A 23,300-nucleotide genomic window follows, 5' to 3' on the forward strand; every position below is an offset into this window, starting at 1 on the left:
TTGATTTGTCCCAAGGCCTGCGAAAACGGGGCCTGTGGCAATCTGGCAAATCCTGTTAAATCTGACTGGTATCACTTTACGACTATGGGGAAATCGACAGTGATGTGGAGGTGATCGGCTCGATCTCCTGGTCCCGAGCCAGGCTCTTGAAATGTTTTGCCACATCTTGCGTGTGACAACGTGTCGCACGTGTGCAGTGCATTTCCTTGAGCGAAATCATGTTCTTTTTCCAAACCCCCTTAAACGCAAAACGCCCCGGTACTCGCAAGGAGGACCGGGGCGTTTTCAATGTGACTCACAGATGAGGCTTAACGGATGCTCCTGCGGTTTCGGGAAACGCCCAATGGCACCAGCACGATAGTCAGTACAAAGGCCACCAGCGCCCACTGCGCCAGGGACAGACCCAGGATCGGCGGGTAAGGCGTCGAGCAGAAACCGTCGACCTGAAAGCCCAGCGGAAAGATCGACGCCAGCGGCAGGCTGTCGACGATTGGCTGCAGGACATCGATCCCGCAGCTGACCGTCGGGTAGAACTGGGTGTACACGTGATGCCCGGCGACGGCGGCGCCAGCGATGGCGCTGAACACCACCAGCCCTTCGAGCACGGTAATGCTGCGTCGGCTGCGCATCGCCGCACCGATGAAAGCGAAGATCGCGATCAGCAACAGCGCATAGCGCTGCAGGATACACAGCGGACAAGGTGCCTCGCCCAATGCCACCTGCATGTACAACGCGCCGCCGATCAGCGCCAGGCAGATCAGGCCGAGCAAGACCAGGAATCGTCGCTCGCGTCCCAAACGCAGTGTTTCTTCACTCATCCCCGTATCCCTTTGCTGAAGTGTTGGTAGTCATCGATAAGCTAGTTTACCGCGCGACGGCAGTGTGGTGGTTTTACAGGAGGGAATTAACGGCAGGGGCATTAACGGGGGATTAAACAGGAGAGGTGTGTTGAAGCGGATGACGCTATCGCGAGCAGGCTCGCTCCCACATTAGAACCGCGTCGTACACAGAGTTTGTGTCTGGACGCGGTCAGATGTGGGAGCGAGCCTGCTCGCGAATGGGGCGACACGGTGAGTCTGACTCACCGCATTTTTAGCTTATTACAGCGCCGCAGCCGGGCCGAAGAACTCGTAACGGCTTTGCTTCTCTGGAACGCCCAAGGCCTTGAGGTGACGCTTGATCACGCCCATGAAGCCTTTGGGGCCGAGGAAATAGGCGTCCAGATCGCGTTCTTCAGGCAGCCAGTCAGCCAGTTGCTCCTGGCTCAACAATCCGACCTGGTCCGCCGCCGGGCTGACCCCGTCATCTTCGGCGTAGCAGTAGAAGCGCTTGAGTTGCGGGTGAAGCTCGGCCAGGCCATCGACCCAATCGCGGAAGGCGTGAACGCCACCATTGCGCGCGCAGTGAATGAAGTGCACCGGGCGCTTGCTTGCCAGTGCCGCTTCCAGCATCGGCAAGGTCGGGGTGATGCCGACTCCGCCGCTGATCAGCACCAGCGGCTTGTCGCTGGCCGTCAGGGTGAACTCGCCGGCCGGTGGAAACAGCATGATGCTCGCGCCCACCTGGAACTGGTCATGCAGATAATTGGAAGCACGACCGCCGGCCTCGCGCTTGACGCTGATGCGGTACTGACCGGCGTCAGCCAGGGCCGACAACGAGTAATTGCGACGAATCTCTTCGCCATCGAGAAGCAGCTTCATGCCGATGTACTGGCCAGGTTCCGCCGCGAGGATCGGGCCTTTGTCTGCCGGTTCGAAGTAGAACGAAGTGATTTCCGAACTCTCCTCGACCCGCGCGGCCAATATGAACTCCCGCTCCCCGCGCCAGCCGCCCGGTGCTTCGGCCTTCTGGTCGTAGATTGCGGTTTCGGCACCGATCAGGATCTCGGCCAACTGGTTATAGGCCGCGCCCCAGGCGCTCATGACTTGCGGGGTGGCAATTTCGCTGCCGAGTACTTCAGAGATGGCCCGCAACAGGCAACTGCCGACGATCGGGTAGTGTTCGGGGAGAATTTGCAGGGCAACGTGCTTGTTGATGATCTTCGCCACCAGATCGCCCAATTGGTCCAACTGGTCGATATGCCGCGCGTACATCAATACGCCGTTGGCCAGTGCTCGCGGCTGATCGCCGCTGCTCTGGTGGGCCTGGTTGAACAGCGGGCGCACTTCAGGGTATTCGGAGAGCATCATGCGATAGAAGTGAGTGATCAACGCTTCACCCCCGCTTTCCAGCAGCGGGACGGTTGATTTGACGATGGCACGGTCTTGAACGCTAAGCATAGGGCGACTCCTGAGCTTTTTTGATTACTAGCTGATTACCCTCTACCTATCAGTTTCCGTGCCAACAATTACAACCATATAAATCAATGAGTTGACAAACAAGTAGTCATATCGACAACCGATGACTTATAGTCATCGTGACTATATGGAGTCAATATGACTGCGAAATCATTACTTACCACCCTGCTCCCCCTGGTCTCCGACCTGTCCCGCGAACTGCCGGAGGGTGAGCGCTATCGCCGCCTGCTCGAAGCCATGCGCGCGCTGCTGCCCTGCGACGCCGCCGCGCTGCTGCGTCTCGACGGCGAATGGCTGGTACCACTGGCGGTGGATGGCCTCAGCCCGGACACCCTGGGCCGACGTTTCAAAGTCAGCGAACATCCACGCTTCGAGGCGTTGCTCAGCAGCCCCGGGCCGACCCGCTTTGCCAGCGACAGCGACATGCCGGATCCCTATGACGGCTTGGTGGACGGTCTGGACGAGCACCTGGAAGTCCACGACTGCATGGGCTGCCCGCTGTTTATCGATGAACGCCCCTGGGGTCTGCTGACCCTCGATGCGCTGGACCCGCAGCGCTTCCAGCCCATTGAACTGGACGCCCTGCAAGCCTTTGCCAGCCTTGCCGCGGCGACGGTGAATGCTGCCGAGCGCATCGAACGCCTGGCCCTGCGAGTCGAAGACGAACATCAACGGGCCGAGGTCTACCGCCAGGCCAGCGGCCAGCAAAATCGCGAAATGATCGGCCAAAGCAAAACCCACAAACGCCTGGTGGAAGAGATCAAACTGGTCGGCGGCAGCGATCTGACGGTGCTGATCACCGGTGAAACCGGGGTCGGCAAGGAACTGGTGGCCCAGGCGATTCATGCCGCCTCGCCGCGCGCCGACAAACCGATCATCAGCCTTAACTGCGCCGCCCTGCCGGAGACCCTGGTGGAAAGCGAATTGTTCGGCCATGTGCGCGGCGCCTTCACTGGCGCGATGAACGACCGCCGCGGCAAGTTCGAACTGGCCAACGGCGGCACGCTGTTTCTCGATGAGGTCGGCGAGTTGTCGCTGACGGTGCAGGCCAAGTTGCTGCGGGTGCTGCAAAGCGGCCAGTTGCAACGCCTGGGCTCGGACAAGGAGCATCAGGTCGATGTGCGCCTGATTGCCGCCACCAACCGCGATCTGGCCGAAGAAGTGCGCAGCGGTCGCTACCGGGCCGATTTTTATCATCGTCTCAGTGTTTACCCACTCCTGGTGCCGGCGTTGCGTGATCGCGGTCGTGATGTGTTGCTGCTCAGCGGCTTCTTCCTGGAGCAGAATCGCTCGCGCATGGGCCTCAATAGCCTGCGCCTGACCAGCGACGCCCAGGCGGCGCTACTGGCTTATGCCTGGCCGGGGAATGTCCGCGAACTCGAACATTTGATTGGCCGCAGTGCGCTGAAAGCGCTGGGCAATTGCAAGGACCGGCCGAAGATCCTCAGCCTCAGTGCGGCGGATCTGGACTTGCCGAATGTCACGGTGCGAGTACCCGCACCAGAGTCTGCCGCTGCTCCCGAGCATATACTCGGCGTCGCCGGGGACCTGCGCCAGGCCACTGAGAACTACCAGCGCCAACTGATCACTGCCTGCCTTGAGCGACATCAGCACAACTGGGCAAGCGCCGCCCGTGAGCTAGGCTTGGACAGGGCGAACCTTGGGCGGATGGCCAAAAGGTTGGGGATGAAGTGATCGCACGCCGAACACATCATTGTGGCGAGGGCTTGTGTGGCGAGGGGGCTTGCCCCCGCTCGGCCGCGCAGCGGTCGTAAAATCAGTGAGCACCGTGTGCCTGATACAACGCGTTTGCAGGTTCTAGGACCGCTGCGCGCTCCAACGGGGGCAAGCCCCCTCGCCACAGGTCCAGATTGCTGCCAATAGTCCTAAAGCCAGCCCGCAACAAGTCGATAACCCGTCATCGATCGCTGTTCACGGTGCCGTCACCGAGAACCACCTTTTCCACAGAAGGTTTATATGTCCTCCACCAAAGCCCGCGCAGATTCACTCTCGCTTCTGCTGTTTACCTTGCGCAGCGGCAAGCTGATGGCGATCAACCTGCTGAAAGTCAGTGAGATCATCCCCTGCCCACCGCTGACCCGGCTGCCGGAGTCGCACCCCCACGTCAAAGGCATTACCACCCTGCGCGGCGCTTCGCTGTCGGTGATCGACCTGAGCCGGGCGATTGGTGAACGGCCGCTGGTCGACCCGGACGGTGGTTGCCTGATTGTCACCGACGTCAGCCGCTCCAAGCAGGGTCTGCACGTTCAGGCCGTGAGCAAGATCGTGCATTGCCTGACCACCGATATTCGTCCACCGCCTTACGGTGCTGGCGGCGTCAAGTCGTACATCACCGGCGTGACTTCTGTCGACGGTACCCTGGTGCAAGTGCTGGATATCGAGAAAGTCATCCACGGCATCGCCCCGGCGCAAATCGAAACGGCACCGACCGAACTGAGCATGGAAGACGCCGAAGTGTTGGGCAATGCGCGGATTCTGGTGGTCGATGACAGCCAGGTGGCGCTGCAACAATCGGTACATACCCTGCGCACCCTCGGCCTGCAATGCCACACCGCACGCAGCGCCAGGGAAGCCATCGACTGCCTGCTGGAACTGCAGGGCACCGATCAACAGATCAACCTGATCGTCTCGGACATCGAGATGTCGGAGATGGACGGGTACGCCCTCACCCGTACCCTGCGCGAGACTCCGGACTTCGCCCACCTCTACGTGTTGCTGCACACCTCCCTGGACAGCGCGATGAACAGCGAAAAAGCCCGTCTGGCCGGGGCCAACGCGGTGTTGACCAAGTTCTCCTCGCCGGAACTGACCAAGTGCCTGATCGAGGCCGCCAAGGCTGTCGCAGCCCAGGGAAATTGAGCCGTGGCCGAGGACTTCTGCCTGCTGCTGCGGCGCGACCTCACTGAGGTTTTGCCACCGGTCATCTGGCCGAACGGCATCAGCCTGACCGAATACCGTCCGGCGCTTGCCGAGGCGGTTCACGGGCTGATGGAGCTCGGCTATCAGCACGGCGGCGGGCGTGTGCCGGCGCTGGGTATCTGGCGCGAACATTTCGAAACCGATGCCGAGTACGACCCGGCACTGTGCTTTATCGCCTCCGATGCTCAAGGGCTTGTTGGCGTTGTCCAATGCTGGACCAGTGCCTATATCAAGGATCTGGTGGTACATCCGCGGGCTCGGGACCAAGGGCTGGGCCGAGCATTGTTGTTGCATGCGTTCACGGTGTTTCAGCAGCGCCGGGAAGGTTTTGTCGATCTGAAGGTACTGGAAGATAACCAGCGGGCGCGGCGCCTTTATGAACGTGTCGGTATGCGACTGGTGCGCAGGGAACCCGTCCTAGCGTAAAGCCGCTAAAAGATCGCGGCTGCGAACCAGGCGTCCCCGCAGATCCTGCACCGACCGAGTCCGGCCACCGATAGGCGCCTCGACACAATTCTCTGTAGGAGCTGCCGCAGGCTGCGATCTTGGCGGCCTCAGCCGCACAACAAATCCTCAGGCATACTTCCCACATCGCCAAAACGACGCCCCAAGGAAGCCCCGCCATGAAAGCCCTCACACTGCCCCTCATCTGCCTGGCCACTTTCGCCGCCCAGGCCAACGCCTCCAGCCCCGAAGCCTGGGCATCTTTCGATAAGGCGGTGCTCGCCAGCTGTAACAAGGCCAGTCATCTCAAATATGCCAAACCGGTCGGCAAGGTCGCACAGTTCGATGACCGGGTGGGCTACAGCGCGATACTGTTGCACGGCCAGTACCCGCAAAAGCACATGAAGGGTCAACCAGGCACCGAGCTGTGCCTGTACAACAAAAAAACCAAAACCGCCTATGTCACCGAGTGGGACTCGATCCCCCTTCCCGTCAAGGCCCAGTGACTGGCGCATTACTTGCTTTCAGACAGGCCTTCATGGTGATTGCGTGGGTATTCCCGTCACCACTCACACCTATCAATGACGGCCGGCCGCTCGATGAATACAACGTTTTCCTGTGTAGGGTGCGGCAAGTGCTGCCACGACCACCATGTGCCTCTGACCCTCGCCGAAGCCCGGCAGTGGGCGGCGGACGGTGGCAACGTGATCGTGCTGGTGGAAGGCTTTCTCGGTAATGGTCTGGGCCTGCCTTTAGCCCAGCGCGAACATGCCGAGCGACGTTCTTGCGTGGTGCCCAGCGGTGCGACCGAGGCGCATGTCGCGATCACCTTCGCAGCCTACAACGTCGGTCCCTGCCGGAATCTTGACGAAGACAACCTCTGCCGGATCTATGAACGCCGGCCTTTGGTCTGCCGTATCTACCCGATGGAAATCAATCCGCACATCGCGCTCAAGCCCACCGCCAAGGAATGCCCTTCAGAAGCCTGGGAAAAGGGCCCGGAACTGATTGTCGGTGGCGAGTTGGTCGACCGGCAACTGGCCGAGCTGATCCAGCGTTCGCGCCAGGCTGACCGGGACGACATCCAGACCAAGGAAGCCATCTGCGAACGACTGGGCATTCGCACCACGGCGCTCAAAGGTGACGGGTTTACCGCTTACCTGCCGGATATGGCGGCGTTCGCTCTGGCCATTGAGCAGTTTGAAGGCCAGCTATTGGCGCCCTCGACCGGCAAATGGCAGTTTCATGTTTCCGGGGACGATATCGCCGAGCAGGTACAGGCGGCCGGGGCTCAACTGGTGACGGCGGAACCGGTGAACTATGCGTTTATCTCGTTGCGGGCAGCCTAGAGACAACTCGAGATATTCATGGCTGTACTGACCTCTTCCAATCAATGCCTTTTCTGCCAGAACTCCTGCGCCAATAACTGCAGATCCCCCGCCAGCCCCGCCACATCGCCGGAGTTGATATGGCTCTGCTGGCCGGCACCCACCGTCACTTCGCAGGCCGTGCGGATGCTGATGATGTTGCGGTTGATGTCTTCGCTCACCGCGCTTTGTTCTTCCACCGCCGCGGCGATCTGCAGGCTCATCTCGGTAATCTGCCTTACCCGCTGGCTGATGCCGTCCAGGGCGGTGGCCGCGCGCTGGGTATGCCCGACGCTGTTTTCGGCATACTGGCTGCTTTGTTGCATGACCACCACCGCATCCCGCGCGCCATTTTGCAACGTACTGATCATCCGCTGGATTTCGTTGGTCGACTGCTGGGTGCGCTGGGCCAGGCTACGCACTTCATCGGCCACTACCGCGAACCCGCGCCCCTGCTCGCCCGCACGAGCGGCTTCGATGGCGGCATTGAGCGCCAGCAGATTGGTCTGTTCGGCAATGCTGCGGATCACCTCCAGGACTGCGGAGATATCGCTGCTGTGATTCTCCAGTTGATGAATCACTTCAGTGGCGCGGGTCAGTTCGCTGGCCAGCAACTGCACGGCACTGCGGCTCTCGCCGACCAACTGATGACCTTCGCGTGTCTCACTCTCTGCCTCGTCAGCGGCCCTGGAGGCCTGCTGGGCATGGCTGGCGACTTGCGCCACGCTGGTGGCCATTTGATGAATCGCTACGGCCACCTGATCGGTTTCTGCCTGCTGTGCCAGCGTGCTGTCCTGACTGTTTTGCAGCTGCTCGACCAGTTGCGCCGCATGCCCGACCAGCCGTTGCGAAGCATCGCCAATGCGCCCGACCACCGCGCCAACCTGCGCCTCAAGCATCTGCAAGGCGAATTCGATCTGCCCGAACTCATCACGTCGACCGGTATAGATCGCCTGGCTCAAAGGGTTATCCCCAATCACTCGGGCGCGCTCGGTCAAGCGGTCCAGCGGCCGCAGCAGCAGATTGACACCCAGCGCACTCAAGCCACTGCCGAGCCCCAGTGCCAATAGCGCCCACCACGGCGAATACGGCACCAGCCCGGCCGCGGCGCCCACGGCACAGGTCATGACCAGACTGAGCATGAGCATGAGTTTTACCTTCAAGCCCAACGCGGGCCACCCGGGCGAAACCGCGCCGCCCATCTGCCCATAGAGCTTTTTCGCCGCCTCCACTTGGCTGGCTCTGGGCTTGGTCCGGATCGACTGATACTCCACCGCCTGCCCACCGCGGGTCATCGGAGAGACATAGGCGCTGACCCAGTAGTGATCACCGTTTTTACAGCGATTTTTCACTATGCCCATCCACGAACGCCCGCTCTTGAGCGTTCGCCACATATGGGCAAAGGCTGCAGCAGGCATATCGGGATGGCGTAACAGATTGTGCGGGGAACCCAACAACTCGTCCTTGCCATAACCACTGACCTCAATGAAGTCGGCGTTGGCATAGGTGATCGCGCTCGTCAGATCGGTGGTCGATAGAATATTTGCATCAGGACCAATGTCCAGGCATCGCCCCGTCACCGGGAGATTGATCTTCATGAAAAGCGCGCTCGTGTTTTTGAAAGAGTCGGCAGGGGCTGCTGACTCTAATCGCACTGATTCCATACATACTGATCTGGCTCAATTTCTGGGCATTTAGCCATCATTGGCGCCAACTACTACAAACTACCGCTGATACGAAGTTTTACGGAGCGCTTGCCCAGCGGTGTTGGTCGACCGGCAACTGATCGATCCGATCCAGCGTTAGCGCCAGCTGACCGGAACGATATCCAGACCAGGGAAGCCATCTGATGATTGCTACGAAAAAGCGCAGGAACGATCCAGGCTATCTCAGGCGCTTCAACAGTTCATTCGCGACGTCCAGCGTCGACGCGGGGTTCTGACCGGTAATCAACTCGCGATCGACCACCATGTTAGCCGTCCAGGGCACAAGGTTGCTGCCGTATAGACCACCCGCCTGCTCTAGAGCCGTCTGTGGGAGGAACTTCATTTCCCCTCCGCCGAGGCGACCTTCAGCCAGCCGTTCTTCCACATTACTCATGACCGTCATCTTATAGCCTGAATAAATCCAGTCGGGGCGTGCAGTTACGCGCCCTGCCAACTCCAGCTGACCGACAAAGCCTGCAGCATCAGGCAACGCCGAGAGCAACGCCGCAGGCCCATGGCACACCAGCGCGGTAGGCTTGCCCCGGGCATGGAAACTCGCCAGTAACTTGCCCAGGAGCGGGCTGTGAGTCAGATCCTGCATCGGCGCACGGCCACCGGGGATATAGAGTGCATCAAAGCGCTCATAACCCAGCTGCTCTACGCGGGATAGACTGATCACCGGCGACTCGCCTGGCGAAGTGATCTTGAGCCGGTCCAGCAATGCCTTGTGCGCATTAAAGGCGTCGACATCATTGTTGAAGTAGGACTTGCTGACGGAACCCTGATCCAGGCTCGGCGCTTTGCCTTTGGGTGTCGCGAACGTCACCGTATGACCCGCATCGAGAAGCAGTTTCACCGGTTGCATCAACTCGTTGAAAAAAAAGCCCGTCTGAGTGACCTTGCCGTTCTTCAAGTCAAGTTGCGCGGCATCGGATAACACCACCAACACATTGGCGGCGTGGGCAAAGAAGCTGATGACATTGAGCATGACCGTCAGCGTCAGCATCGTTAGTATTTTCATGGTCGTTCCACAGATTTTGAGAGCGTGAACCTAGCGTTTGATAACGGCCAGGCATTCAACTTCGACGCGCGCATTCAACACCAGCTTCCTGGCAGAGAAGGTCGTACGGGCAGGAAGTCGACCGGCAGAAAAATAGCTGACATACACCTCATTCATCGCGGAGAAATCGTTGATATCTGCGAGTATGACCGTGCACTTCGCCACGTGATCAAGGGAGGAACCATTGCCCTCGAGCACCTCACCCAGGGTGTTCATGATCTGGGTCATTTCGGCGCGAATCCCCCCCGCCACCAGCTTGTCATTGGCGGCGATACCAAGAATCCCGGAGAGATAAAGTGTCTCGCCGACCCGTACAACGGGTGAAAACGGCTGGCCTTTTTCCCCGGGGCGGTACTGCGGTGAGTTTGCCGCGACAGGCCCAAGGCCGCTCACGGCAACTGTCGATGAGTCGGAGGGCTCAGACAAATAGCGCTTGATGATGGGGTCGTATTGGCCATTTTGTTTTAGACGCGCAAGGGCTTTATTCAAGGCCTCACGCAGATCCGGGTCGGTCTTGCGCACACCGATCGCCACGCCACTTCCCAGAAGATCGTCGGTAATCACCGGCCCGGAAAAACCGAAAGCACGGCCTTGGGGCGTATCCAGCAACGCCGCAGAGATTTCAATGGCGTCTTGCAGCGTCGCATCGATAGCGCCAGCCAGAAGACTGTCGACCAACTCGGTATTGAGTTTGAAACTCTGAACCACTACCCCGGCAGGTGCCCACCTGGTTTGCGCGTAGGCTTCCCGGCTGGTGCCGGCCAATACGCCGACACGTTTGCCTTTGAGCGATTGCGCGTCTGGCAGCAAATTCGAATCCTTGAGCGTCACCAGACGATTGCTGAGCGGGTACAGATTCTCGGTAAAGTCGATTCTCTGTTGACGCAGTGCGGTGGCCGACATCGGCATGATCGCGTCGAAACGTCCGGCCTCGAGCGCTGCAATGTTGGTTGCATAATCCTGATCGACCCAGACACAGCGAGCAGCGAGTTCGGCGCATAGGGCGTTGCCCAACTCGATATTCAGTCCAACCAGCTCACCCTGGGCATTGCGGCTTTCGAACGGTGGAACCAGGGCTTCGACCCCGAAGCGGATTTCAGCCCATTTCTGTTCTTCTGCGACAGCAAGCGAACACAGGCCACCCAGGCCCATGGACAAAAGCAGAGTCGTTAGGGTTTTTCCAGACATCATCGTGGCGCCCTTCCAGAAAGATCAATGGAACCCGCAACGACCTCCTCCGGGATGAGCAACGTTGAACGGGCAAAGAACTTTCAACCAATTACCGTTTCCCCCTCTACAGGAAGGATCGGGGTTTGGCGTAGGACGAGGCCTGGAATGGAGCAGCTTGATTACTGCTCCGGAAGGGAAAAGTCAGCTAAAACTGCGCGAATCAGCGCTTGCCCATCGAGCGACGGGTGCCGGGAGGCGCTACGCCCGGGGTCTTGGTGTGACCGTTCTTGGCGCCGTTTTTGTACCACGGCTGGCTGGCATTCTTCGCCGCGGCCAGTTCGCCCGGGTTGAACGGGAACTTGAACGCGGGGATGGTGGCCTTGTCTTCGGTCTCTGCGCTGGAGTCGACGCTGTTTTGCAGGTCAGCCTGTTCGTCGCTCTGGACGTCAGCAGCAGGCGGTTGTTTAGGGGAAGTCATGAAAGCTCCGGGTGATGCATAAATAAGAGTCGGGCCCGGTTGGCGGGCCGCGAAAGGCGGCAGTATACCTGCCCGGCTGTCGCCCGCACGCTGACCTTCGGTCGCCAGGCAAAATTTTCTGCGGCCCGGGCTCAACCCCTCCCCATAAACACTACCGATAGGTCACGGTAACGACGCCTTTATCAGCCGGCGAGACAGCGCTCGCACTGGATGTCGTCAAAGGCTCGAAACTGACGGTGAAAGGAATGAGGTCATGCCTGCACACATTACCAGCAGTACTCACCGTCAATCTAAGCTCAGGGGTAACCGTTACGTGTTGCGAATGCTCGCCGAAACTCACCGTTCCTGCTTGTCCAACCTCACAGCCGCGCTCGACAATTTTCCCGACAAAGTTGATCCGCCCGGAGCTACCGTCGGCGTGGGCATTCAGGGCAACTGACAGCAACAAAAGCACGCTCGACACTACGATCTTCAGATTCATTTCAAGGAATCTCACTTTATGGTTCACTCAAGCAATCCCTGAATGACTGTGGGCCTGGCAGGATGCTGACCCGGTCAATTGCTTATCCGTCTGCGCGAGAAAATCTTTAATCCGGCCGTTTCAGCGGCGATCAGCCATTACTGACAGCGCTGTCAGTTAGCAGTCATTTTGCTGACCGGGTCAGGGGGCTATAAGTAGTCATTGATACTGGCCAATCCATTGATCACTTTGCTCTGGCGTCCTGACAGCATGCGTATTCAGAAAAAAAACATCGTGATCGCAGGACTGCTGATCGCCCTGGTCGCCCTTGCCGGCTGGTACCTGACCAAGCCCGCCACGGCCAGACTGGCGGCACCGAGCGCGATTCCGGTACGGGTGGTCAAGGTCAACGAGCAGGACGTACCGCGCTATGTCAGTGGCATCGGCTCGGTGCTGTCGTTGCACAGCGTGATCATTCGTCCGCAAATCGACGGCATCCTCACCAAACTGCTGGTCAAGGAAGGTCAGCTGGTAAAGACCGGTGATCTGCTGGCCACCCTCGATGATCGCTCGATCCGCGCCAGCCTCGATCAGGCCCGCGCGCAATTGGGCGAAAGCCAGGCGCAACTGCAAGTGGCGCAGGTCAACCTTAAACGTTACAAGCTGCTGAGCGTCGATGATGGCGTCTCCAAGCAGACCTACGATCAACAACAGGCGCTGGTCAATCAGCTGAAAGCCACGGCCCAGGGCAACCAGGCTGCGATCGACGCCGCGCAGGTGCAACTCTCCTACACCCAGATTCGCTCGCCGGTGACCGGTCGGGTCGGTATTCGCTCCGTCGATGAAGGCAACTTCCTGCGCATGACCGATGCGCAAGGGCTGTTCTCAGTGACCCAGATCGACCCGATCGCCGTCGAGTTCTCCCTGCCGCAACAGATGCTGCCGATCCTGCAAGGCCTGCTGGGCGCCCCGCGCCAGGCCGAGGTGAGTGCCTACATGGGCGCCGATACCGATGGCGAAACCGGCGACTTGTTGGGTAAAGGCCACCTGACCCTGATCGATAACCAGATCAATACCAACACCGGGACCATTCGCGCCAAGGCCGAATTCAGCAACCCCGGGCAAAAGCTCTGGCCGGGGCAACTGGTGACCATCAAGATCCAGACGGCCCTCGACAAAGCTGCCCTGGTGGTACCGCCGACCGTGGTGCAACGCGGGCTGGACCAGCATTTCGTCTACCGGGTCAACGCCAACACCGTCGAAATCGTGCCGGTGCGAATGGTCTATCAGAACAGCAACCTGAACATCATTACCGGCGTGCAGCCTGGCGATGTACTGGTCAGCGACGGCCAGTCGCGGCTCAAGGCGGGCTCGAGGATCGAGGTGCTCAGCGAGCCGCCGCAGGTCATTGAAACGGCGAAAACGCAGGCGCTACCATGAAAGGCCATGGCTCGATTTCGGCCTGGTGCATTGATCACCCGGTCGCCACGCTGTTGTTGACCTTTGCCCTGGTGCTCCTGGGGGGTATCGCCTTCCCGCTGCTGCCCATTGCGCCGTTGCCGGAAGCGGAATTCCCGACCATTCAGGTCAACGCCCAACTGCCCGGCGCCAGCCCGGAAACCATGGCGTCCTCAGTGGCCACACCGCTGGAGGTGCAATTCAGCGCCATTCCCGGCATGTCCCAGATGACCTCCAGCAGCGCCTTGGGTTCGACCAACCTGGTCCTGCAATTTACCCTCGACAAAAGCATCGACACCGCCGCCCAGGAAGTCCAGGCGGCGATCAACACCGCTTCCGGCAAGCTGCCCAATGACATGCCGAGCCTGCCCACCTGGCGGAAGGTCAACCCGGCCGACAGCCCGGTGCTGATCCTCGCTATCAGCTCGACGCAGATGCCCGGCACCGAACTCAGCGACTACGTGGAAACTTTGCTGGCACGGCAGATCAGCCAGATCGACGGCGTCGGCCTGATCAACATCAGCGGCCAGCAACGCCCGGCCATTCGCGTGCAGGCTTCGCCGGATAAACTGGCGGCCATCGGCCTGACCCTGGCCGATATCCGCGTGGCCCTGCAGCAGGCCAGCCTGAACCTGGCCAAGGGCGCGCTGTACGGTCAGTCGAGTATTTCCACCCTGTCGACCAACGATCAATTGTTCCATCCCGAGGAATACAGGCAACTGATCGTCTCCTACAAGGACGGCGCACCGGTACTGCTCAAGGATGTCGCACGGGTAATCGCCGGCCCCGAGAATGCCTATGTGCAAGCCTGGTCCAATGACCAGCCGGGACTCAATCTGGTGATCTTTCGTCAGCCCGGGGCCAACATCGTCGAGACCGTTGACCGCATTCAGGCCGAACTGCCGCGCCTGCAAGGGATGCTGCCGGCCTCGGTACAAGTGACCGTGCTCTCGGACCGGACCAAAACCATTCGCGCCTCCTTGCATGAAGTGGAAATCACCCTGCTGATCACCGTGTTGCTGGTGGTCGCGGTGATGGCCCTGTTCCTGCGCCAGCTGTCGGCGACGCTGATCGTTGCCAGCGTACTCGGCGTGTCGTTGATCGCCAGCTTCGCCCTGATGTATGTGATGGGCTTCAGCCTGAACAACCTGACCCTGGTGGCGATCGTGATCTCCGTGGGGTTTGTGGTCGACGATGCGATAGTCGTGGTCGAGAACATCCATCGCCATCTCGAGGCCGGGGACGGCATGCGCGAGGCCGCGATCAAGGGTGCCGGCGAGATCGGCTTCACCGTGGTCTCCATCAGCTTCTCGCTGGTAGCGGCATTTATTCCCTTGCTGTTCATGGGCGGCGTGGTCGGGCGGCTGTTCAAGGAGTTCGCCTTGACCGCGACCTCAACCATCCTGATTTCGGTGGTGGTGTCGCTGACCCTGGCGCCCACCCTGGCCGCGTTGTTCATGCGAAAGCCGGCGCACCACGCCCACGGTTTTGGCGAACGCTTGCTGGCGCTCTACGAAAAAGGCCTGCGCCGCGCCCTCGCCCACCAACGGCTGATGCTGGGACTATTCGGCCTGACCCTGGCCATGGCGATCGTCGGTTATGTGGCCATTCCCAAAGGCTTCTTCCCGGTGCAGGACACCGGCTTCGTGCTCGGCACCACAGAAGCAGCTGCGGATATTTCCTACCCGGACATGGTGGAGAAACATAAGCAGTTGGCGAAAATCCTCGGCACCGACCCTGCCGTCCAGACCTTCTCCCATGCGGTTGGCGTAACCGGTAACAACCAGACCATCGCCAACGGACGCTTCTGGATTGCCTTGAAGGACCGCGGCGATCGGGACGTCTCCGCCAGTGAGTTCATCGACCGGATCCGCCCGCAAATGACCCGGGTGCCGGGCATCGTCCTGTACTTGCGCGCAGGGCAGGACATCAACCTCAGCTCCGGACCGAGCCGCAGCCAGTACCAGTACGTGCTCAAAAGCAACGACGGGCCGACCCTGAATACCTGGACCCAGCGCCTGACCGAAAAACTGCGGACCAACCCGGCGTTCCGCGATATGTCCAACGACCTGCAACTGGGCGGCAGCATTACCCACATCAGCATCGACCGCAGCGCCGCGGCGCGGTTTGGCCTGACCGCCACCGATGTCGACGAGGCGCTCTACGATGCCTTCGGCCAACGCCAGGTCAACGAGTTCCAGACCGAGACCAACCAGTACAACGTGATCCTCGAACTCGACGCCAAACAGCGCGGCAAGGCCGAAAGCCTGAATTACTTCTACCTGCGCTCGCCGCTCAGCGGCGAGATGGTGCCGTTGTCGGCGTTGGCCAGGGTCGATCCGCCCAGGGTCGGCCCGCTGTCCATTGCTCATGACGGGATGTTCCCGGCGGCCAACCTGTCGTTCAACCTCGCGCCCGGTGTGGCCCTGGGCGATGCAGTCACCATGCTCAACCAGGCGAAGAACGAAATCGGCGTACCGGCCACGATCATCGGCACCTTCCAGGGGGCGGCCCAGGCGTTCCAGAGTTCCCTGGCCAGTCAACCCTGGCTGATCCTCGCGGCGCTGCTGGCGGTCTACATCATTCTGGGTGTGCTGTATGAGAGTTTCGTGCATCCGCTGACGATCATCTCGACCCTGCCTTCGGCTGGCCTTGGCGCCCTGATCATGCTGTGGATCTTCGGGCAGGATTTTTCGATCATGGCCTTGATCGGCCTGGTGCTGCTGATCGGGATCGTCAAGAAGAACGGCATCCTGATGATCGACTTCGCCCTCGACGCCCAGCGCAACGGCGGGCTGACCCCGGAGGAAGCCATTTACCAGGCTTGTTTGACCCGGTTCCGGCCGATCATGATGACCACCCTCGCCGCGCTGCTCGGCGCATTGCCACTGATGCTCGGCTACGGCGCCGGTGCCGAGCTGCGTCAGCCGCTGGGGATCGCCGTGGTCGGCGGGTTGCTGGTGAGCCAGGCGCTGACGTTGTTTACCACGCCAGTCATATACTTGTGGCTTGAGCGGCTATTCCATCGGCCCAAACCAGCCCCGGTGCTGGCGACCACTAACTGAGGCGGGGTCATGCGCGTTCTGATTATCGAAGACGAGGAAAAAACCGCGGACTACCTGCACCGCGGCTTGACCGAACAAGGCTATACGGTGGACGTGGCCCGGGACGGCGTCGAAGGCCTGCACCTGGCGCTGGAAAGCGAATACGCGGTGATCGTGCTGGATGTAATGCTGCCCGGTCTCGACGGTTTTGGCGTGCTGCGCGCCCTGCGTGCGCGCAAGCAGACCCCGGTGATCATGCTCACCGCCCGCGAACGGGTGGAAGACCGGATCAAAGGCCTGCGCGACGGTGCCGACGATTACCTGGGCAAACCCTTTTCCTTTCTCGAACTGGTCGCGCGCCTGCAAGCGCTGACCCGGCGTAGTAGCGGTCATGAGCCGGTGCAGATCAGCATCGCCGACCTGTGGATTGACTTGATCAGCCGCAAGGCCAGCCGCGCCGGAACACGCCTGGACCTGACCGCCAAGGAGTTTTCGCTGCTGAGCGTGCTGGCCCGGCGCCAGGGTGAAATCCTCTCGAAAACCGCGATCGCCGAGATGGTCTGGGACATCAATTTCGACAGCGATGCGAATGTCGTCGAAGTCGCGATCAAACGCCTGCGGGCCAAGCTCGATGGGCCGTTTGAAGAGAAACTGCTGCACACCATTCGCGGCATGGGTTATGTGCTGGAGAGCCGTAGTGAGTAACTCCATTGCACTGCGCCTGAGCGGCATGTTCACCCTGGTGGCCATGGTGGTGTTCCTGCTGATTGGCGGCGCGCTGTATCAACAAGTCGACAAAGGCCTGGGCCTGCTGCCCGAAGCCGAACTGGAAGCGCGCTACAGCGTGCTGGAATCGACGGTTGGCCGCTATGGCACCCCGGAACACTGGGTCAAGATCAACAACAAACTCAAGCTGCTCGGTGAGGAAGACAAACGTATCCGTTTCTGGATCATCAGCGGCGATCCGCGCTATGAATATGGCAACCCGACCCCGCAGATTCGGGCCTTTGCCGAAGGCCCGCTGGGGATGCGCGACTTGCAACTGCCCGACCAGCCCTACCCGTTGAAAGCACTGGTCAGCCAATTCCCGGCCAAGGACCAGCGCCCGCCGCTGCGCTTCATGATCGGCATCGATACCGAGACCTTCTACCAAACCCAGCACCAGCTGCTGATCGCTCTGATCGGCCTGGCCATCATCGGCGTGCTGCTGGCTTCGGCGCTGGGTTACTGGGTGGCGCGGATCGGCTTGAAACCGCTGATCAAACTGTCCCTGGAGGCGCAACGCCTGGCGCCACCGCGACTCTCCGGACGCCTGCAACTGTCGCCGCTGCCACCGGAACTCAATGAGTTCGTCAGTGCCTTCAACTCGACCCTGGAACGGGTGGAGCAAGCCTACTCGCGCCTGGAGTCATTCAACGCCGATGTGGCCCACGAATTGCGCTCGCCGCTGACCAACCTGATCGGCCAGACCCAGGTGGCGCTGACTCGCGGGCGTTCGGCCGAACACTACTTTGAAGTCCTGCAGTCGAACCTCGAAGAGCTTGAGAGACTGAGGTCGATCATCAACGACATGCTGTTTCTGGCGAGTGCCGATCAGGGCAGCAAAGCGACGACTCTCACCTCGACCTCACTGGCCAATGAAGTCGCGACCACCCTGGATTACCTGGACTTCATCCTCGAAGACGCTCAGGTAAAAGTCGAGGTCAGTGGCGACGCCCAGGTGCAGATCGAAATCGCCCACTTGCGCCGGGCATTGATCAACCTGTTGAACAACGCCGTGCAACACACCGCGCCCGGGCAAATCATTCGCGTACAGATTGAAGTACAAGAACACCAGGTCGCCATCGGCGTCGCCAACCCCGGCGAAGCCATTGCCAGCGAACACCTGTCGCGGTTGTTCGAACGCTTCTATCGGGTCGACGCCTCACGCAGCAACAGCGGCGCCAACCATGGCCTGGGCCTGGCGATCGTCAAGGCCATTGCCTTGATGCATGGCGGCGACGTGTTTGTGCGCAGTGATGACGGGATGAATACGTTCGGGATCTATCTGCCGGTTTAGTCCCATTACCTTTGCGCATCTTTTGTGGTGCCGGCCAGATCGCCAAGATCGCAGCCTGCGGCAGCTCCTACGTCGAGCGGGCACATCCGCGAATCTGCAGATGTGCACAGCATTTGTAGGAGCTGCCGCAGGCTGCGATCTTTTGAAGGCCTCATGAACCTACTGTTACCTTAAAGGCAACAGTCCTTTATGTGATTCGCTCTTTTTCCCCGCGCCGAAGACCGGTACTTTTGCCACACCAAATATCACTTGCTCTGCAAGAAGGTCTTCAAGATGTCTAACACTATGGGTATTGCCAGCGCTTTTGTTTTGTCTTCCTTGTTCCTGTCGCCGCTCGCCATGGCTGAAGAGTCGCCAGCATTTGTTGCGCAAAATGCCGCGCGTGCCGATGCCCTGGAACAGTCCCGGAACGAACTGACCGCCAAAGCCAAAAACGCTGAGACACCCCAGCAAACATCAGTCAACCAAGCACAAGCGCCGGTTGAGAAAGATAGCTGATCTGCACCACCGCTCTATTTCCCTCGACACTTGCAGGGCTCTTTCCCCTGAGAAGTTGTCTTCAAAGCCGCTGCTCTCAGCGGCTTTTTTTTCGTTGTGAAAAACACCTCGAATGCCTGGTCTTGCCGCACAAGTAACACCCGATTCTCAAAATAATAACTGCCATTATCGATCGAAGGAGTTTTAATCCCACGTGTGTCTTTCACTGAAACTCAGCCCGCTATTCATTGCAATGGCTGTAACTATCGGCTCAAACGTCCATGCAGCGGACGAACCGGCCGAAGGCTTCGTCGAAGGTTCCGGGCTCAAGCTCAATGCCCGCAATTACTACATGAACCGCAACCGTAAGCAGGGCGCGGATGACAACATTGAATGGGGACAGGGGTTGCTCGGGATTTTTGAATCCGGCTACACCCCGGGCACCGTCGGTTTTGGCCTCGATGCCCACGCCATGCTCGGGCTCAAGCTCGACGGCGGCGGCGGCACCGACAGCTCAAGCATCCTGCCCATCGGCAGCGGCAACGGTAAAGCGCCGCCCGGGTTTTCCACGGCCGGCGGCACGCTGAAAATGCGCGCAGGGGATACCGAACTCAAAGCCGGCGACCTGTTTCTGAACAATCCGGTGATTGCCGGCGGCGAGACTCGCATGCTGCCGCAGACCTTTCGCGGCGTCAGTCTGAGCAACCAGAGTCTCGACGGCTGGCTGATCGAAGGTGGCCAGGCCAGCTTCACCAAGCTCTACAACCAGAGCGGCCATCAGCGCATCGGTACCTCTTATGGCAGCCTGCCAGAGGGTGAAGAAAGCCAGCACCTGAATTGGGCCGGTGTCGCCTGGAGCGGCCTGCCAGGGCTGACCAGCAGCCTGTATGCCTCTGAGCTCAAGGACATCTGGAACCAGTATTACTACGACCTGGACTACAGCTACGCGCTGAACGATCGGGTCAGCCTCAACCCGGGTCTGCACTTCTATCACACCCAAGACACCGGCGACGCGCTGCTGGGCCAGATCAACAACAACACCTTCAGCCTGCACTTGGGCATCGGCGTCGGTTATCACAGCGTCACTGTCGCCTATCAACGGGTGAACGGCAACACCCCCTTCGATTACATCAACCAGGGCGACAGCGTCTATCTCGACAATTCCCAGCAGTACTCAGACTTCAACGGCCCGAACGAACGCTCATGGAAACTCAAGTACGCCTATGACTTCACGGGGCTCGGCCTGCCGGGCCTGACCTCGGCGGTGTCCTACTCCCGTGGCGAACTGGACCTGAGCAAGGTCGATCCGCAAAGCACGGGTTACGGCGAGACCTGGTACAGCGCCAATGGCAAGCACGCCAAACACTGGGAGCGCGACATCGATCTCAACTACGTGGTCCAGGGCGGCAAGGCCAAGGATCTGGTACTGCGCCTGCAATGGGCGACCAACCGCGGCGGCAATGGCTACGGCGCGCTGGATCAGGACACCGACGAATACCGGGTGATCGTCGATTACCCACTGAATGTGTTCTAAGCTCACATAAGCAAACGGTCAGCATGTTTTGCTGGCCTTTTTCAAGCTCCGGATTTATATAGGCGCCACAGGCGCGACCGGTCTCTGCCACTCTGCATGCTTGCTCGCAACAATCTTGATACCGTCTCGGACAGCAGAAGTCAGAACCATGAGTGTGAGTAGTGCGACATCCCCGCGCCCGCCCCCCGTCAGCCGGTCGGTATTGATTCTGATTGTCGGCAGTTCGCTGACGGTGATCGCCATACTGAGCATCGTGACCTTTCTGCTGATCCGCGAACACCGCAGCGCGGAGCTGGCCGCAACCCGCAGCGCGACCAATATCGTGCAATTGATCAATGCCGACGTGCTACGTAATGTCGAGCTCTATGACCTGTCCCTGAAAGGTCTGATCGCCGCCGCCCAGCGTGATGACCTCAAGCAGGTCTCGCCACGGATACGCCACCTGGCGCTGTTTGATCGGGCCGCAGGCGCGCCCTTCAAGGGCGACATCCTGCTCCTCGACAAGTATGGCGAGGTGATTGCCGACTCGTCGTTGATCAAGCCAAAACCGGCCAATTTTGCCGACCGCGACTACTTCCTCGCCCACGCCTTCAATCGCGATACCGGGATGTTCATCAGCCGTCCGTTCAAGTACCACTGCGACTGCGACGAGCGTGGCGAATGGCGCATCAGTTTCAGTCGACGGGTGTCCTCCGCCACTGGCGAATTCAACGGTGTCGGCGTAGCGTCCATGCGTCTGGTTTACTTCGACCGGTTGTTCAATAGCCTGAACATCGGCAACGACAGCACCATCAACGTGATTAACCGCGACGGCATCATGCTGGCGCAACATCCATTGCGGAACAAGGATCTGATCGGCAAGAACTTCAGCGCCCGGCGAAACGTCGAACGCATTCTGCGTGAAGGCACTGGCAGCTTCAGCGGCGTATCGAGTGTCAACGGCGAAAGCCGTCTGTTCACCTTTTCCCAGGTTGGCGACCTGCCATTGACGGTGATGGTCGCCCTCTCTACTCATGAAGTATTCGCTGCCTGGAAGCGCACCGCGATCGTCATCAGCAGCGCCACTGGAGTGCTCTGTATCGGCCTGCTGTGGTTGACCTGGCTGCTTTGTCGCGAGCTGAAGTTGCGCCATCACGCCGAGCAGGAACTGGCGCAACTGGCCGCCACTGATGCACTGACCGGCGTGGCCAATCGGCGGGCGCTGGATCAGGTACTCAGCCGTGAGTGGGCGCGCGCGCAGCGTACGGACAAACCGCTGTCGGTGCTGATGATCGATGCGGATCATTTCAAGGCGTTCAATGACCGCCATGGCCATCAGGTCGGCGACGACGCCTTGCGCACGGTCGCCAAGGTTATCAGCGAGAGCGTCCGCCGACCGGCCGATCTTGTGGCGCGTTATGGCGGTGAGGAATTTGCGGTAGTACTGGCCGAGACCGACCGGGCCGGCGCGCTACAGATCGCCGAGAGCATCCGTGCCGCGGTCGAACACTTGTCGCCGATCAAGGGCGACAAATCGCCGATTACCGTCAGCATCGGTTTGAGCACTTGGTCCGGGGCGCCTGAAGAAAGCTTGAAGACCTTACTGTTCGCCGCTGACAAGGCGCTGTATCAGGCCAAGGAAAGAGGCCGCAATCGGGTGGTGGCTGGTTAAGAGTTGTGGTGTGGCTGCAGGCCTCATCGCGAGCAGGCTCGCTCCCACTGTTGATCTTTAGTGAACACAGATTTGGGTTCCACAGAGAACCAATGTGGGAGCGAGCCTGCTCGCGATGACGTCCTGATAAGCGCCACCAAAATAGAGACAACCGTAATCCGCTTCCATAAAAAAAGGCCACCCGAAGGCAGCCTTTAAAAACTAAAGAAAGAGAGTATTGCTTACACGGCCGCAACTGGACGCATGTAAGAGATCGGCGCAGTGCTGGCATCTTCGAAGGTCACGACTTCCCAGGCATCTTTCTGCTCAATCAATTTGCGCAGAAGCTGGTTGTTCAGTGCATGCCCCGACTTGAAGCCGCGGAACTCACCTATCAGGCTGTTGCCCAGCAGGTAGAGGTCACCAATTGCATCGAGGATCTTGTGCTTGACGAATTCGTCTTCATAGCGAAGGCCGTCCTCGTTCAGTACTCCATCCGCGTCGACCACGATGGCGTTTTCAACGCTACCGCCGAGTGCGAGGTTGTGCTTGCGCAGGTACTCGATGTCACTCATGAAACCAAAGGTACGGGCGCGGCTGACTTCTTTTACGAACGAAGTGCTGGAAAAATCCACGCTGGCACTTTGAATGCGGTCACGGAACACCGGGTGATCGAAATCGATCTCAAAGCTCACTTTGAAGCCTTCGAAAGGCAGGAAAGTGGCGCGCTTGTCGCCGTCTTCCACAGTCACTTCACGCAGGATACGAATGAACTTCTTGGCTGCGTCCTGTTCTTCCAGGCCGGCAGATTGAATCAGGAATACGAAGGGTCCAGCGCTACCATCCATGATCGGGACTTCAGACGCGGAGAGCTCGACGTAGGCGTTATCGATGCCCAGGCCAGCCATGGCCGAGAGCAAGTGCTCCACCGTGTCCACTTTGGTGTCACCGCTGACCAGCGTGGTCGACATAGTGGTTTCACCAACGTTTTCTGCGCGAGCAGGTATCTGCACCACAGGGTCCAGGTCGGCACGACAAAACACAATGCCGGTGTCTACAGGTGCAGGCTTGAGAGTCAGGTATACCTTCTCCCCGGAGTGCAGACCTACACCTGTGGCACGGATAATATTTTTCAGGGTGCGTTGTTTAATCATGGCTTGGGCCGCTTCAGCGCAA

At 59.7% G+C, this 23,300-nt stretch carries 20 protein-coding genes; 12 read left to right on the top strand and 8 right to left on the bottom strand.

Annotated features, from left to right (window positions below; translation table 11 throughout):
• Positions 1-308: 308 nt before the first annotated feature.
• Together F8N85_RS02280 and hmpA are read right to left on the bottom strand one after the other, a co-directional pair.
• Positions 309-818 carry a disulfide bond formation protein B gene (locus F8N85_RS02280; protein ID WP_150802062.1) on the bottom strand — a complete coding sequence of 170 codons (510 nt, stop codon included), beginning with the start codon at positions 816-818 and terminating at the stop codon, positions 309-311.
• A 282-nt stretch (positions 819-1,100) separates the two neighbouring features.
• Positions 1,101-2,279 carry an NO-inducible flavohemoprotein gene (gene hmpA / locus F8N85_RS02285; protein ID WP_150802063.1) on the bottom strand — a complete coding sequence of 393 codons (1,179 nt, stop codon included), beginning with the start codon at positions 2,277-2,279 and terminating at the stop codon, positions 1,101-1,103.
• 156 nt (positions 2,280-2,435) lie between these two features.
• Here hmpA and norR point away from each other — a divergent pair, with 156 nt between their 5' ends.
• The 5 genes from norR to F8N85_RS02310 all read left to right on the top strand — a co-directional run bounded on the left by norR (position 2,436) and on the right by F8N85_RS02310 (position 7,030).
• Positions 2,436-3,992: a nitric oxide reductase transcriptional regulator NorR gene (gene norR / locus F8N85_RS02290; protein ID WP_150802064.1), complete on the top strand. Its 1,557-nt coding sequence runs from the start codon at positions 2,436-2,438 to the stop codon at positions 3,990-3,992.
• Between the two features lie 282 nt (positions 3,993-4,274).
• Positions 4,275-5,177: a chemotaxis protein CheV gene (locus F8N85_RS02295; protein WP_150802065.1), complete on the top strand. Its 903-nt coding sequence runs from the start codon at positions 4,275-4,277 to the stop codon at positions 5,175-5,177.
• A 3-nt stretch (positions 5,178-5,180) separates the two neighbouring features.
• Positions 5,181-5,663, top strand: coding sequence for a GNAT family N-acetyltransferase (locus F8N85_RS02300; RefSeq protein WP_150802066.1), 483 nt, complete (start codon positions 5,181-5,183; stop codon positions 5,661-5,663).
• 197 nt (positions 5,664-5,860) lie between these two features.
• On the top strand, positions 5,861-6,187 hold the full coding sequence (locus F8N85_RS02305) for a hypothetical protein (protein WP_150802067.1): 327 nt from the start codon (positions 5,861-5,863) through the stop codon (positions 6,185-6,187).
• 93 nt (positions 6,188-6,280) lie between these two features.
• Entirely contained in the window at positions 6,281-7,030 is a 750-nt protein-coding gene (locus F8N85_RS02310) for a YkgJ family cysteine cluster protein (protein WP_150802068.1), read from the top strand.
• Positions 7,031-7,071: 41 nt separating this feature from the next.
• On the opposite strand, the gene F8N85_RS02315 is transcribed toward F8N85_RS02310, so the two are convergent.
• From F8N85_RS02315 to F8N85_RS02335, 5 genes are all read right to left on the bottom strand, one after another.
• Complete coding sequence (locus tag F8N85_RS02315; RefSeq protein ID WP_150802069.1) at positions 7,072-8,646, bottom strand: PAS domain-containing methyl-accepting chemotaxis protein; 1,575 nt, start codon at positions 8,644-8,646, stop codon at positions 7,072-7,074.
• A 286-nt stretch (positions 8,647-8,932) separates the two neighbouring features.
• The gene (locus F8N85_RS02320) at positions 8,933-9,775 is read right to left on the bottom strand and encodes a type 1 glutamine amidotransferase domain-containing protein (protein ID WP_150802070.1); all 843 of its coding nucleotides are present in this window, start codon (positions 9,773-9,775) and stop codon (positions 8,933-8,935) included.
• Positions 9,776-9,805: 30 nt separating this feature from the next.
• Entirely contained in the window at positions 9,806-11,005 is a 1,200-nt protein-coding gene (locus F8N85_RS02325; RefSeq protein WP_150802071.1) for a transporter substrate-binding domain-containing protein, read from the bottom strand.
• Positions 11,006-11,204: 199 nt separating this feature from the next.
• Positions 11,205-11,462 (bottom strand): hypothetical protein, encoded by a 258-nt coding sequence (locus F8N85_RS02330; protein WP_150802072.1) that lies wholly within the window; start codon positions 11,460-11,462, stop codon positions 11,205-11,207.
• A 151-nt stretch (positions 11,463-11,613) separates the two neighbouring features.
• Positions 11,614-11,970 carry a type 1 fimbrial protein gene (locus F8N85_RS02335; RefSeq protein ID WP_191636094.1) on the bottom strand — a complete coding sequence of 119 codons (357 nt, stop codon included), beginning with the start codon at positions 11,968-11,970 and terminating at the stop codon, positions 11,614-11,616.
• A 222-nt stretch (positions 11,971-12,192) separates the two neighbouring features.
• On the opposite strand from F8N85_RS02335, the gene F8N85_RS02340 reads away from it, so the two are divergent.
• The 7 genes from F8N85_RS02340 to F8N85_RS02370 all read left to right on the top strand — a co-directional run bounded on the left by F8N85_RS02340 (position 12,193) and on the right by F8N85_RS02370 (position 22,145).
• Positions 12,193-13,362 carry an efflux RND transporter periplasmic adaptor subunit gene (locus tag F8N85_RS02340; protein WP_150802074.1) on the top strand — a complete coding sequence of 390 codons (1,170 nt, stop codon included), beginning with the start codon at positions 12,193-12,195 and terminating at the stop codon, positions 13,360-13,362.
• On the top strand, positions 13,359-16,445 hold the full coding sequence (locus F8N85_RS02345) for a multidrug efflux RND transporter permease subunit (protein WP_150802075.1): 3,087 nt from the start codon (positions 13,359-13,361) through the stop codon (positions 16,443-16,445). The genes F8N85_RS02340 and F8N85_RS02345 overlap by 4 nt, the downstream gene beginning before the upstream one ends.
• A 9-nt stretch (positions 16,446-16,454) precedes the next feature.
• The gene (locus tag F8N85_RS02350) at positions 16,455-17,129 is read left to right on the top strand and encodes a heavy metal response regulator transcription factor (protein WP_150802076.1); all 675 of its coding nucleotides are present in this window, start codon (positions 16,455-16,457) and stop codon (positions 17,127-17,129) included.
• A complete protein-coding gene (locus F8N85_RS02355) occupies positions 17,104-18,483 on the top strand; it encodes a heavy metal sensor histidine kinase (RefSeq protein ID WP_150802077.1) in 1,380 nt (459 codons plus the stop codon). Before F8N85_RS02350 ends, F8N85_RS02355 begins: the two co-directional genes overlap by 26 nt.
• 273 nt (positions 18,484-18,756) lie before the next feature.
• Positions 18,757-18,981 carry a hypothetical protein gene (locus F8N85_RS02360; RefSeq protein ID WP_150802078.1) on the top strand — a complete coding sequence of 75 codons (225 nt, stop codon included), beginning with the start codon at positions 18,757-18,759 and terminating at the stop codon, positions 18,979-18,981.
• Between the two features lie 232 nt (positions 18,982-19,213).
• Positions 19,214-20,494, top strand: coding sequence for an OprD family porin (locus F8N85_RS02365; RefSeq protein WP_150802196.1), 1,281 nt, complete (start codon positions 19,214-19,216; stop codon positions 20,492-20,494).
• A gap of 148 nt (positions 20,495-20,642) precedes the next feature.
• Positions 20,643-22,145: a GGDEF domain-containing protein gene (locus F8N85_RS02370; RefSeq protein WP_150802079.1), complete on the top strand. Its 1,503-nt coding sequence runs from the start codon at positions 20,643-20,645 to the stop codon at positions 22,143-22,145.
• A 221-nt stretch (positions 22,146-22,366) separates the two neighbouring features.
• Here the strand turns inward: F8N85_RS02370 and lpxC are convergent, their stop codons facing one another.
• Positions 22,367-23,278: a UDP-3-O-acyl-N-acetylglucosamine deacetylase gene (gene lpxC / locus F8N85_RS02375; RefSeq protein WP_150802080.1), complete on the bottom strand. Its 912-nt coding sequence runs from the start codon at positions 23,276-23,278 to the stop codon at positions 22,367-22,369.
• Positions 23,279-23,300 lie beyond the last annotated feature (22 nt).

The organism is Pseudomonas fluorescens (genome assembly GCF_902497875.1).
Taxonomy (GTDB): Bacteria; Pseudomonadota; Gammaproteobacteria; order Pseudomonadales; family Pseudomonadaceae; genus Aquipseudomonas; species Aquipseudomonas fluorescens_BR.

Coding starts and splice junctions, on each gene's coding strand:
- F8N85_RS02305 (WP_150802067.1), top strand. CDS start 5,861: ATGAAAGCCCTCACACTGCCCCTCATCTGCCTGGCCACTTTCGCCGCC.
- F8N85_RS02330 (WP_150802072.1), bottom strand. CDS start 11,462: ATGACTTCCCCTAAACAACCGCCTGCTGCTGACGTCCAGAGCGACGAA.
- F8N85_RS02370 (WP_150802079.1), top strand. CDS start 20,643: ATGAGTGTGAGTAGTGCGACATCCCCGCGCCCGCCCCCCGTCAGCCGG.
- F8N85_RS02280 (WP_150802062.1), bottom strand. CDS start 818: ATGAGTGAAGAAACACTGCGTTTGGGACGCGAGCGACGATTCCTGGTC.
- F8N85_RS02320 (WP_150802070.1), bottom strand. CDS start 9,775: ATGAAAATACTAACGATGCTGACGCTGACGGTCATGCTCAATGTCATC.
- F8N85_RS02350 (WP_150802076.1), top strand. CDS start 16,455: ATGCGCGTTCTGATTATCGAAGACGAGGAAAAAACCGCGGACTACCTG.
- hmpA (WP_150802063.1), bottom strand. CDS start 2,279: ATGCTTAGCGTTCAAGACCGTGCCATCGTCAAATCAACCGTCCCGCTG.
- lpxC (WP_150802080.1), bottom strand. CDS start 23,278: ATGATTAAACAACGCACCCTGAAAAATATTATCCGTGCCACAGGTGTA.
- F8N85_RS02355 (WP_150802077.1), top strand. CDS start 17,104: ATGTGCTGGAGAGCCGTAGTGAGTAACTCCATTGCACTGCGCCTGAGC.
- F8N85_RS02360 (WP_150802078.1), top strand. CDS start 18,757: ATGTCTAACACTATGGGTATTGCCAGCGCTTTTGTTTTGTCTTCCTTG.
- F8N85_RS02325 (WP_150802071.1), bottom strand. CDS start 11,005: ATGATGTCTGGAAAAACCCTAACGACTCTGCTTTTGTCCATGGGCCTG.
- F8N85_RS02365 (WP_150802196.1), top strand. CDS start 19,214: ATGGCTGTAACTATCGGCTCAAACGTCCATGCAGCGGACGAACCGGCC.
- norR (WP_150802064.1), top strand. CDS start 2,436: ATGACTGCGAAATCATTACTTACCACCCTGCTCCCCCTGGTCTCCGAC.
- F8N85_RS02295 (WP_150802065.1), top strand. CDS start 4,275: ATGTCCTCCACCAAAGCCCGCGCAGATTCACTCTCGCTTCTGCTGTTT.
- F8N85_RS02310 (WP_150802068.1), top strand. CDS start 6,281: ATGAATACAACGTTTTCCTGTGTAGGGTGCGGCAAGTGCTGCCACGAC.
- F8N85_RS02345 (WP_150802075.1), top strand. CDS start 13,359: ATGAAAGGCCATGGCTCGATTTCGGCCTGGTGCATTGATCACCCGGTC.
- F8N85_RS02315 (WP_150802069.1), bottom strand. CDS start 8,646: ATGAAGATCAATCTCCCGGTGACGGGGCGATGCCTGGACATTGGTCCT.
- F8N85_RS02340 (WP_150802074.1), top strand. CDS start 12,193: ATGCGTATTCAGAAAAAAAACATCGTGATCGCAGGACTGCTGATCGCC.